Origin of the sequence: Terrabacter sp. RAF57 (assembly GCF_052113925.1) — a bacterium.
Lineage (GTDB): Bacteria > Actinomycetota > Actinomycetes > Actinomycetales > Dermatophilaceae > Terrabacter.
Window position 1 is genome coordinate 81362 of record NZ_JBFRDT010000022.1, and the last position, 10700, is coordinate 92061.

Here is a 10700-nt window from a genome sequence, read left to right on the forward strand (position 1 = left end):
ACGGTGCGGGGGCCGTGGTGCCCTGAAGTGCGGGTGCGTATGCCGGGTGGCCCGGTCGCGTCCGTCAGCTCGGGGCGTGGGCGGCGGAGCTGAGCTGCTCGAGACGCGTCAGCAGTGCGGCCACCGCCTGCTCGTCGTCGACGCGATAGCGGGCGGCCGTGGAACCGGTGCCGACCTTGACCGTGATGTCCTCGGGTCGCCGCATCCGCATGAACGCATCCTCATCAGTGACGTCGTCGCCGAGGTAGACGCGTGCGACGGCGCCGACGTGGCGGCCGAGGGCGGTCACCGCGGATCCCTTGTCCGCGTGGGAGACCGACAGCTCGAGCACCGACTTGCCCTTGAGCACCTTGACACCGGGGTGGTCGAGGGCGACCCGCCGGGCGTCGGCGATCGCGGCGTCGCCGGTCTCGCGCGGGATGCCCCGGACGTGGACGACGACGGCGGCCGACTTGTACTCGATGCCGGCCTCGGGGTGATGCTCCTTGACGAGGGCCTCGATGTCGGTGCGCAGCTCGGCGAGCGTCACCTCGTCGGCGGGGGTGACGGCGGCCGCCTCCATGGCCTCGCGCACGGCCGGGCTCGACGATTCGGCGCCATGGCTGCCGATGAGGACGATCGGCTCGTCCTCGGTGATGCCGGTGAGCTCACGCAGCGTGCCGAGGTCGCGGCCCGAGACGACGGCGACGTGCACGCCGGGCAGGCTCGCGAGCGACCGGAGCGTCTCGACGGTGCCCTCGACGGGAGTGGCCTGCATCGGGTCGGCGTCGAACGGCGCGAGCACCCCGTCGAAGTCGGTCGCGACGAGCAGGACCTCCGCGGAGGCCGCGGCCTCGAGGGCCTCGGTGGTCGGTGCGCCGGTGCTCATGACCGCGTCCCGTTCGTCGCGCTGCGGGATTCGTCGCGGGAGTCGCTGCCCGGACGGTCGGACGACGTGCCGGACGACTCGCTGGGCGCCGGCATGAGCGGTGTCTCCTCAGCGTGCGGTGTGGGCCGCGGGCGCGACTCGGCCCCCGGCATCTCGGGCGCCGCGGCGAGCGCGGCGAGGTAGCGGGCCGCCCAGCGCTGGACGTCGTGGTCGGACACGCGGCGGCGCAGCGCCTTCATGATCCGCTGCTTGTCCTTGGCCGGGGTGTTGATGGCGCGCAGGATCGTCTGCTTGAGCCCCTCGATGTCGTGCGGGTTGCACGCGAAGGCCTGGTGCAGCTCGTGCCACGCGCCGGTGAACTCCGACAGCACGAGGGCGCCCCCGAGGTCATGGCGGCACGTGACGTACTCCTTGGCAACGAGGTTCATGCCGTCGCGGAGCGGGGTGACGAGCATGACGTCTGCGGCCTGGAAGAGGGCCGCCATCTCCTCGCGCGGGTAGGAGTGGTGCAGGTAGTGGACGGCCGGGGCGCCGATCTTGCCGAGGTCGCCGTTGATGCGGCCGACGGTCTGCTCGATCTCGATCTTGAGGTTGCGGTAGGCCTCGACGCGCTCGCGGCTCGGGGTCGCGACCTGCACGAGCGTGACGTCGGGCGGCCCGATGCGACGCTCGCTCAGCAGCTCCTCGTAGGCCTTGAGACGGTGCCGGATGCCCTTGGTGTAGTCGAGCCGGTCGACACCGAGCATGAGGACCTTGGGGTTGCCGAGGCTCTCGCGGATCTCGCGAGCGCGCTCCATGACGTCGGGGCGCTTGGCCAGTTCCTCGAGTCCCTGGAAGTCGACGGAGATCGGGATGGCCGCCGCCCGGACCTGGCGGTGGGCACCCTCGACGGTGACGCGGTCGCGCTTGGTCGCGGCGCCGAGCAGCTGGCGGCAGGCGCGCACGAAGTTGCGGGCGTCGGCCTGGCGCTGGAAGCCGAGGAAGTCGGCTCCGAGCAGGCCCTCGAGCAGCTGGGCCCGCCACGGCAGCTGGGCGAAGAGCTCGACGGGCGGGAAGGGGATGTGGTTGAACCACCCGATGCGCACATCGGGCCGCAGCTGGCGCACGAGGGCAGGGACCAGCTGGAGCTGGTAGTCCTGCACCCACACGGTGGCGCCCTCGGCCGCGACCTCGGCGACGGCCTCGGCGAAGCGACGGTTGACCGTCTGGTAGCTCGACCACCACTCGCGGTGGAAGGTCGCGGGCACGATGACGTCGTGGTAGATCGGCCACAGGGTGTCGTTGGAGAAGCCCTCGTAGTAGTCCCGGACCTCGTCGGTCGACAGCGGCACGGGGTGCAGGTGGATGCCGTCCTCGTCGAACGGCTCGGGTGCCTCACCGGCGTCTCCGGCCCAGCCGACCCAGGCGCCGGGCTGCGTGCGCATCACCGACTCCATGGCCGTGACGAGGCCGCCGGGACTGCGTCGCCACTCGACCGCGCCGTCGTCGGTGACGACCTTGTCGACGGGCAGGCGGTTCGCGGCGATGACGAGGTCGTAGGTCGGCCGAGGGGTCGACACGCAATCAGCTCCTGCTGCTCGAGGGGAGGGCACGGCCCTCGACGTACCCAGACCCGGGGGAGGGGCGCCGCGGGGCGCGATCGGTCCCACTCTAACGAGCGAACGGTGGCGCCCGGTGCGGTCCCGCTCTAGGGTCGATACAGGGCATCTCTGGTGGAGCGGGTGGCCGCCTGAGGGCATCGCGCCGAGGTGAAGGAGTCGCCGTGAAGATTTCTGACGTGCTGCGCAAGAAGGGCAGCGAGGTCATCACCATCAAGCCCGACGAGACGGTCGCCGGCCTGCTCGGCCTGCTGGCCGAGCACCGCATCGGCGCGGTCGTGGTGAGCACGGACGGCACGAGCGTGGACGGGATCGTCAGCGAGCGCGACATCGTCCGGCACCTCCACAGCACCGGCACGAGCGTGCTCGAGGCGCCGGTGTCGCAGATCATGACGAGCGAGGTCACCACCGGTTCGGCCGACGACAACATCGCCGACCTCGCGGGGACGATGACGGAGATGCGGGTGCGCCACGTGCCGATCGTCGACGCCGACGGCAAGCTCGCCGCGATCGTCAGCATCGGCGACATCGTCAAGCACCGGCTCTCCGAGCTCCAGTCCGAGCGCGACCAGCTGCGCGACTACATCAGCAGCTGACGCTCCGGAGAAACTGGACAGAACCGACGAACCAGGACACTCCGAGGCTCGCTGCCGCAGGGTTCCTGCCGTGGCGCCCCCGTCGCATACCGTAGGGGTATGACTGCGTACGACCGGACCGAGCGGGTGCCCAACCCGCGGCCCGGCGCGCGCACCGGTGGCGTGCCCGTGGCAGCGCGCCCCGGCGGGCCGGGGTCCCCGCAGCGGATCGGCCCATACCGTCTCATCGAGGAGATCGGCGAGGGCGGCATGGGCGTGGTCCACCTCGCCCTCGACCCGCGCGGCCGTGCCGTCGCGATCAAGGTCCTGCGCGCCCACGTCGCGCACGACGCCGACGCCCGGCAGCGACTGTCCCGTGAGGTCGACACCCTCTCGCGCGTCCGCGACGCGCGGGTCGCGAGCGTCATCGACGCCGACGTCATGGCGCCCCGCCCCTACATCGTGACCCGCTACGTGCCCGGCCCGGCCCTCGACGAGGTCGTCGAGGACCACGGCCCGCTGGCCCCGGCGGACCTGCTTCGCCTGGCCCGCGGGATCGCCGAGGCGATCCGCGCCATCCACGCGTGCGGGGTCGTCCACCGCGACATCAAGCCGGGCAACGTCCTCATCGAGGACGGCGACCCGGTCCTCATCGACTTCGGCATCGCGCACCTGCAGGACGACGTGCGCCACACCGTCGGCGGGCTCGTCATGGGCACGCCCGGCTACCTCTCGCCCGAGCTCGTCGAGGGTGCCGCCATCACCGACGCCACCGACTGGTGGGGCTGGGCCGCCACGATCACGTATGCCGCGTCGGGCCGTCCGCCCTTCGGCCGCGCCCGCATGGACGCCGTGCTCACCCGCGTCCGGGCTGGTGACGTCGACCTCGAGGGGGTCGACCCGCGCCTCGTGCCGCTGCTGCGCGCGTCCCTCTCTCCCGATCCGCGGCTTCGCCCCCACGCCGACGAGGTCATCGCGGCGCTCGAGCTCTACGCCGCCGGCCGCGCGGCGACGGTGCCGACGCCGAGCGGCAACCCGTGGGACGACGGCCGCGTCAGCGCGACCCCCGGAGACACCCAGGTCGTGCAGCACGGCAGCACCGCCGTCATGCCGCCCGTCGGCACAGCAGGCACGGCAGGCGCGGTGGGCGCGGTGGGCGCTGGCGCGGCCGCGGCGAACCCGGTGCGGTGGGCCCCGCCCCCGACCGGTCCGCGGTCGTCCGACCCCGGCCCGGCGGCATACGACCACGGCTGGGACGACGAGCCCGCGTCGCCGGACGACTGGGGCGGCGCCCAGGCCTACGATGCCCGGCACGGGCGCGGCGGGCAGGACGTCGAGCCGGCTCCGCAGGACGGCTACTGGCCCGACGACGAGTGGGACGAGGACGACGAGCCCGCCCAGCGCGAGGGCGACCCGCGCATCGGACTGCCGATGCGCACCGGACTGCTCGCCGCTGTCGCGATCGCCTGGGTCGGTGCCCTCATGGCGTGGCCGGGCATCGCCCTCGTCGTGCTCGTCGTCCTGTCGGCGCTCGCCCGGGCCACCGACCGCTCGGTCACGGCGCTCGTGATGCGCCGCTACGACTTCGGCCGCCGGCGCAGCGACGTGCCCTTCGCCGTCGTGTCGAGCCCGTGGCACCTCGTCGTCGGCATCATCGCAACCGCGGTCGGGCTGCTCCTGCCCGTGGCGGTGGCGCTCGCCGGCGTCTTCGCGGCCGCCCTGCTCCTCGCCGGCACGCAAGGGACCGACCTCGGCCCGGGCACACCGATCACGCTCGCGATCGGCGGTGTCCTCGGCCTGCTCATGCTGTGGTGGGGCCCCGGCGGCGCCTCGCTGCGACGCGGTTCGCGCTCGATGGCGCGGCGCCTCGTGCCAGCCGGCCTGGCCGCGCAGATCGTGTCCGGGCTGCTCGCCGTCTTCGGCGTCGCGGCTGCGCTCGTGGCCCTGCAGCACGGGTCGAGCCTCACGTGGGACCCGTTCACGACGAACCCGTTCGGGAAGTGACGGCTCGGCGCGAGACGGTTGAGCGTGCGGGGCGGGGCCTGTGGGGCGCCCGGGCGGCCCCTGTGCGAGGCCTGTGTGCATAGCGGATCGACCTGCATCTGGGGCTGAAAAAAAGATCACGGAAGTGTCTCGACGTGCCTTGTGCGCTGCGGAAACGTCCCGTACCGTCAGTGCTCGGCGGCCTCGACTTTCGGGTCGAACGGGAGCAGCACGACTCGGTTCCCGGGTCGCTTCGTCGCGTCCGGCTCCACACGAACGCTCCCACAACTTCACATGGACACCCATTTATCCGTTCCCTGAGCGCGCCGAGCCTCGCCAGCCAGGGATGTAGCCCACACCCGTGGGCCGGGCGAGGACGGGGGACCCAGTGTGGCCAGTGAGTGCATGTGTGTCGAAGCGCATGTCAAGAGGACGAGATCTGGTCTCGGGGTGAAGTCGCATCCGCGACGGGGCACCTGACGCCCCAACCCGACAGCTAACCCCGCAGGCGCGCGTCAGGAAGGATCACCCATGCAGTACATGTCCAAGCATGCTGCGGCCAAGAAGATCTCGGTCAAGCAGCGCATCGCGGGAGTCGGAATCGCTGGAGCCGCCACCATCGTCGGTGGCATCGCCGCGGGCGGGTCGGCCAAGGCCGCCTCGGTCTGGGATCGCGTCGCCCAGTGCGAGTCGAGCGGCAACTGGCACATCAACACCGGCAACGGCTACTACGGCGGCCTCCAGTTCGTGCAGAGCACGTGGCGTGGCTACGGCGGCACGGCCTTCGCGTCGCGCGCCGACCTCGCCACGCGGGCCGAGCAGATCGCCATCGCGCAGCGCGTGCTCGCCTCCCAGGGCCCCGGCGCCTGGCCGGTGTGCTCGCAGCGGGCCGGCCTGACGCGGGCCAACGGTGGCGCGACGACGACCCCGGTCTCGCGGTCGACCGTCCGCAAGCCCGTGACGACGAAGAAGGTCGTCAAGAAGAAGACGTACGCGACGAAGCCCACGGTCAAGAACACCGCCAAGGGCGCCAAGGTCACCGTGCACAGCGGCGACACCCTCGGCAAGATCGCCGCGCGCTACCACGTGGCCGGCGGCTGGAAGGCCCTCTGGAAGGCCAACGGCGCCCGGGTCACCAACCCGAACCTCATCTTCGTGGGTCAGACTCTGCGACTCCCGTGAGTTCCTGATACAACTGAGCCGGACGGCCTCGCGCGACCAACCCCTGGGTTGCGCGGGGCCGTCCTTCTCATGTCCGGCGTCGGTTCGCGCCCGGTGTTTGGGCGTATGCCGTCCGGCTCGGTTACGCTTTCGCCCGTCCGCGGCGCTCGCGCCGAGACGTGCTGGCGTGGCGCAATTGGTAGCGCACCTGTCTTGTAAACAGGCGGTTAGGGGTTCGAGTCCCCTCGCCAGCTCTCCGCTCAACGGGGTCGATAGTGACCCTGACCTGCGGTTTCGCGGTCGTGGAGCGAGCTGGATGCTGTGGGCACGAGTGGGGGCAACGACTCTGACTCCAGCGTGACCGGCTCACAACCCCACACCGGCTCTTCGGAGAAGCCTCTTCCCGGACCGGTCACCAACCAGCGTAGAACCCCGGCCCTTGCCAAGTCTTGGCCTAAAGGGGTGCCATGAGCGTGCGTCCTGAGCGGCTGGTTCCGGGGACTTATCTGGCTAAGGACCAGCTTGGCCTTTGAGCGTGGTTCAGCTGTTGGCCGGGACGTCTTGCACGGTGCGTTGTGGGCGGCGGGCCGGATCATCGCGCTCGAGACCGGCCCCAGGTTCCGGTTCAGTCGCACCGAGAGACCGTTCTCGTCACGAGCTCACCCGAAGGCCCGCGCCCAGTTCTTCGAGGGCGACCTCTGACCTGGCGGTCCAAGGGCCGGCTCAGCCCCATGTGAAGCCGGCCCCTGGACCCATGGGGACGTACTCCTTGCCGCACCGGGCGCAGGCGCGATACAGCTTGCCGTCCGACGTATAGGTCGTCGCCCACACGTGGCGGGTGTTGATACGGCAGCCGAGGGGTAGGTGGACGGCCGGCTCCGGCTGCGGTCCGCCGTCCGTCAGGACGGCGTGCATCGTCGAGGCCGATGCGGCGACCCCGACCGCATACCGCCACGCGGCCAGGCGGCCGAGCCCGTGCATCTCGGCGATCAGCTCATCGTGGTAACGATCGCGGGTCTCGGAGGGGACGCCCACGGTGGCCCGCTCCATCGCCGACGCCGCGAAGCGGACCGACGCCCTCTGAATCTTCCTTCTCATGACAAGCCCTCCTGCGGTATCGGAGCGAAGCCAGTTCGCGGCCGGCGCGCGGAGGCCAAGGCCCTCCCCGCCTGCGTGGCACCTGACTCCGTGAGCCGGTAGTACCTGCGCGCCGGTCGGCCCTCCCTGCTCGGGTCGATGTCCTCCCACCGGGACTCCAGCCAGCCGACTCTTTCCAGGCGGGCCAGGATGGGGTGGACCGTGCCACTCGGCAGTCCGGCGAGCCGGCCGATCTGCGACCCGTACCAGTCGGCCGCCAGGTCGCTGAAGAGGACATCGAGGACCGACCGGGTTGCCATGGTCATCCGTGGTGGCATGGTCGTACTCTACCTAGGGCCGACAGCCTGGCACAAGAGTCCGACGCCGGCACGCAGCGGCGCGCGCCGAGGTGCGGGTCGACCGGCCAGTCAAGACCTGGATCGAGATCGCGTGGCGACACCGGACTGCGTCAGCGACCCCAGAACCGAACCGCGGCACGATCGAGGCGGCATCCTGGAAGTGGGCCACTGACCTCACGCTGGGCGTAAGCCCCCACAGCGGTCACGGGACCGCGCAGGATGACCGAAGTTGCTCATCGGCGATCCGCTGGCACGTCTGCCCTCGCGGTTGCCAACTCGACCCGCCGGACCCAGCTCTCGGCGCCGGGTGACGGCGGCATCGACGACGGCGGCGAACCGCGAGAAGACCGCTGCGAAGATCGCCCCGGCGTGCCCTTCGAAGAACCGCTCATCGCCGTTCGCCGGCACCTCGTCCTCTGCCCAACTGGGCACGAGCCGTCGTCGGGTCGCTGCGAACGCGGCGTCCGCCTCGGGGTGGAACTGGGTGCCCCACGCGATTCTGCCGACCCGGAAGGCCTGGTTCGGGTAGGCGCTGGAGGACATGAGGCGGGTGGCTCCGCCGGGGAGGCTCACGTGATCGACATGTGACGACATCACGTGTAGGCGCCGCGGCACCACGCGGAAGACGGGGTCGACGGCGCATTGCGCGGTTGTGGCGACCGGGGTCCATCCGACTTCAGCCGCCGGGCCCCGATAGGCCGCGCCCCCGGCCTCGACGCCCAGCAGCTGCGCACCCAGGCACACACCGAGGTAGGGCACCTCGTCGCGGAGCGCCTCGGCCACGAGCGCCGCTTCCTGGGTGCGAGTGGGCCAGCCCTGCCTGTCGAGCACCGACTGGGGGCCGCCGAGGACGACCAGTGCGTCATAGTGCTCGAGGGTCGAGGGGAGAGCCGCGTCGGCGCTGACGTCAATCACGTCGAGGACGAGCCCGGCGGCCTCCAGCTGCGCGCGCAGCGGGCCGGGCCCCGCGAAGGAGACGTGCTGGACCACCAGCAGCCGGCCGCGTTTGGGCCTAGTCCTGGTTGCTGAGCCGTTCGGGTCCGGAGGGGTCTGAAGAGCGCAGGTGAGGGCAGGCGCCCTGACGGCATAGTCGATCTTGTCGCTGATGGGCAGGGCGTTGGGCTGCTCGAGGTGTTCGCGGCGGTACCGCTCGCGCATTGCTCTTGGTAGCAGCGAGTTCGTGGCGGCGCGGATGAGGACACGCGATGTCGTACTCCCGCCGCCGGCGGCTCCGGTCACGGCAGACCCGGTTCGGGACGGGTGCCAGTCGGCCCCGTTGGGGACGGGAGACCCACGCCAAGGCCCACGCGCCTTGTGCGCGCCCCGGTGGGGCGGTAGTACCGGCGGGCTGGTCGTCCGGCCATCTGAGGGTTGACCTCCTCCCAGCGTGACTCCACCCAGCCCGCCGCCTCCAAGCGCGTCAGGGTTGGATGGCCGATGCCGCTCATCAGCCCCGCCGTGCCCACGATCTCAGCTCCGCACAGCTCCTCTGTGGGGCGGCGGGGAGTGCGCGAAGGACCAACTGGGTCGCCATCGTCATCCGGCGCGCAGTCACCATGCTTGTACTCTACTTAGCCCCTAGGTTGAGTACAAGCATGGCTCGTCGGTCAATGCTAGAAGGGCGACGCCGAATCACGGGCCCAACGCGTGACGGGGCCGAGCCGCGGGGCCGTACTCACGCCGCAGTGGCTCTCGTGACCGGGCGAGCGTAGCCGCCACCAACGCGGCCATAGAGGACGTCGATTCCCGCAGGACGATTGTGGTCGCGCAATAGCGTTCTTCAGGACGAGTGGGGTGATCGGTGTGGTCGCTTGCCGTCAAGTCACGCCGTGGTCGTATGCGTAGTGGACGGCCTGCGCGCGGTCGCGGGCGCCGATCTTGGCGAAGATGTGGTTGATGTGGGTTTTGACGGTGGCGTTGCTCAGGACGAGCTGGCGGGCGATGTCGGTGTTGGACAGGCCGGCGGCGATGAGGGCGAGGACTTCGGCCTCACGGGGGGACAGCCCGTGGGGCAGGCCTGCCGTGGAGGCCTTCAGGATGGGGGCCTCTTGCGCGTCCAGGGTGGCGGTCACGAGGCGGTGCTGGACCTCCGGGGCGAGGTGGGTCTCGCCGCGGGCCAGCGCGGACAGGGCGTGTTCGATCTCTTCTGCGCTGGCGTCCTTGGTCAGGTAGCCGAGCGCGCCGGCCCGCAGCGCAGGGAACAGTGCGTCGTCGTCGGCATAAGTCGTCAGGACCAGCACCTGCGTCTGCGGCAGCTCGGAACGGATCCGGGCGGTGGCCTGCGCCCCGTCGAGGCGGGGCATCCGCAGGTCCATCACCACGATGTCGGGCCGGTGCAGCTGTGCTTGCTTGACCGCGTCGAGTCCGTTCACTGCAGTGGCGACGACCTCGATGCCGTCCAGGAGGCCGATGAGCATGGCGAGTCCCTCGCGCACGACGCGTTGGTCGTCGGCGACGACCACCCGCAGGGCGACCTTGGTCATGCCGGCACGTCCACATCTACCTGCCAGCCGTCCAGGTGGGGCCCTGCGTGGAGGGTGCCGCCGACCCGTTCGAGGCGTTCGCTCAGTCCGGCGAGTCCGTGTCCGCCACCGATCGTCGTCAGGTCCCGCGGAGCCGGGAGCGAGCCGTCGGACGGATCAGGGTCGGCGGCCCGGTTCTGCACCGTCAGGCAGGTGCGGCCGCTCCGATAGCGCAGCGACACGAGGGTGGGGGCTCGGGGGGCGTACCGGGCGATGTTTGTCAAGGCCTCCTGTGCCGCGCGGTAGAGGAGCAGATCTGTTTCGGCGGTCAGAGGGTGGGGCTGGCCCTGGATGGTCAGCGACGCCGGCACGAGGAAGTCGCGCCGGAAGCCTGCGACGAGGTCCTCGAGGTCGGCGATGCCGGGCAGTGGTTCCCCGCGCAGCGCCCCGACCGCGGCGCGGGCGTTCGCGAGGCCGTCGTTGACGAGGTTGCTGGCCCGTCGGATCGCCTCCTGCACCCGCGCGCTGGTGGGCTCGCGGGCGGCGAGGAGCCGGGCGCCCTGCAGTTGGATCGCGGCGCCGGACAGGCAGTGGGCCAGCACGTCGTGGAGCTCGGC

At 71.2% G+C, this 10700-nt stretch carries 10 protein-coding genes, 1 tRNA gene and 1 riboswitch; of the genes, 4 read left to right on the top strand and 7 right to left on the bottom strand.

Translation table 11 applies throughout. The features are described 5' to 3' along the window. Positions 1-64: 64 nt before the first annotated feature. Complete coding sequence (gene otsB, locus AB4Y83_RS19630; RefSeq protein WP_442297879.1) at positions 65-868, bottom strand: trehalose-phosphatase; 804 nt, start codon at positions 866-868, stop codon at positions 65-67. Next, positions 865-2427 carry an alpha,alpha-trehalose-phosphate synthase (UDP-forming) gene (locus tag AB4Y83_RS19635; protein ID WP_442297880.1) on the bottom strand — a complete coding sequence of 521 codons (1563 nt, stop codon included), beginning with the start codon at positions 2425-2427 and terminating at the stop codon, positions 865-867. Before AB4Y83_RS19635 ends, otsB begins: the two co-directional genes overlap by 4 nt. Positions 2428-2630: 203 nt before the next feature. Here AB4Y83_RS19635 and AB4Y83_RS19640 point away from each other — a divergent pair, with 203 nt between their 5' ends. From AB4Y83_RS19640 to AB4Y83_RS19655, 4 genes are all read left to right on the top strand, one after another. Then, the gene (locus AB4Y83_RS19640; RefSeq protein ID WP_442275350.1) at positions 2631-3062 is read left to right on the top strand and encodes a CBS domain-containing protein; all 432 of its coding nucleotides are present in this window, start codon (positions 2631-2633) and stop codon (positions 3060-3062) included. A gap of 99 nt (positions 3063-3161) precedes the next feature. Beyond that, positions 3162-5045, top strand: a complete 1884-nt coding sequence (locus tag AB4Y83_RS19645) for a protein kinase domain-containing protein (RefSeq protein ID WP_442297881.1) — start codon at positions 3162-3164, stop codon at positions 5043-5045. Positions 5046-5364: 319 nt separating this feature from the next. Continuing rightward, positions 5365-5552, top strand: a riboswitch (cyclic di-AMP (ydaO/yuaA leader). Positions 5553-5555: 3 nt separating this feature from the next. Further along, on the top strand, positions 5556-6206 hold the full coding sequence (locus AB4Y83_RS19650) for a transglycosylase family protein (protein WP_442297882.1): 651 nt from the start codon (positions 5556-5558) through the stop codon (positions 6204-6206). A 160-nt stretch (positions 6207-6366) separates the two neighbouring features. Next, positions 6367-6439 (top strand) — tRNA-Thr (locus AB4Y83_RS19655). Between the two features lie 469 nt (positions 6440-6908). Here AB4Y83_RS19655 and AB4Y83_RS19660 read toward each other — a convergent pair. From AB4Y83_RS19660 to AB4Y83_RS19680, 5 genes are all read right to left on the bottom strand, one after another. Beyond that, the gene (locus tag AB4Y83_RS19660; protein WP_442297883.1) at positions 6909-7283 is read right to left on the bottom strand and encodes a hypothetical protein; all 375 of its coding nucleotides are present in this window, start codon (positions 7281-7283) and stop codon (positions 6909-6911) included. Then, positions 7280-7600 (bottom strand): PadR family transcriptional regulator, encoded by a 321-nt coding sequence (locus tag AB4Y83_RS19665; protein ID WP_442297884.1) that lies wholly within the window; start codon positions 7598-7600, stop codon positions 7280-7282. The genes AB4Y83_RS19660 and AB4Y83_RS19665 overlap by 4 nt, the downstream gene beginning before the upstream one ends. Positions 7601-7795: 195 nt before the next feature. Next, complete coding sequence (locus tag AB4Y83_RS19670) at positions 7796-8860, bottom strand: type 1 glutamine amidotransferase (protein WP_442297885.1); 1065 nt, start codon at positions 8858-8860, stop codon at positions 7796-7798. A 578-nt stretch (positions 8861-9438) separates the two neighbouring features. After that, the gene (locus AB4Y83_RS19675) at positions 9439-10104 is read right to left on the bottom strand and encodes a response regulator transcription factor (protein WP_442297886.1); all 666 of its coding nucleotides are present in this window, start codon (positions 10102-10104) and stop codon (positions 9439-9441) included. Further along, a partial coding sequence (locus AB4Y83_RS19680; RefSeq protein ID WP_442297887.1) for a sensor histidine kinase occupies positions 10101-10700 on the bottom strand: 600 nt, incomplete at its 5' end. The genes AB4Y83_RS19680 and AB4Y83_RS19675, both read right to left, overlap by 4 nt.

Bases quoted from the DNA above. Each gene is read 5' to 3' on its own strand.
- otsB (WP_442297879.1), bottom strand. From the start codon at position 868: ATGAGCACCGGCGCACCGACCACCGAGGCCCTCGAGGCCGCGGCCTCC.
- AB4Y83_RS19645 (WP_442297881.1), top strand. From the start codon at position 3,162: ATGACTGCGTACGACCGGACCGAGCGGGTGCCCAACCCGCGGCCCGGC.
- AB4Y83_RS19650 (WP_442297882.1), top strand. From the start codon at position 5,556: ATGCAGTACATGTCCAAGCATGCTGCGGCCAAGAAGATCTCGGTCAAG.
- AB4Y83_RS19660 (WP_442297883.1), bottom strand. From the start codon at position 7,283: ATGAGAAGGAAGATTCAGAGGGCGTCGGTCCGCTTCGCGGCGTCGGCG.
- AB4Y83_RS19665 (WP_442297884.1), bottom strand. From the start codon at position 7,600: ATGCCACCACGGATGACCATGGCAACCCGGTCGGTCCTCGATGTCCTC.
- AB4Y83_RS19675 (WP_442297886.1), bottom strand. From the start codon at position 10,104: ATGACCAAGGTCGCCCTGCGGGTGGTCGTCGCCGACGACCAACGCGTC.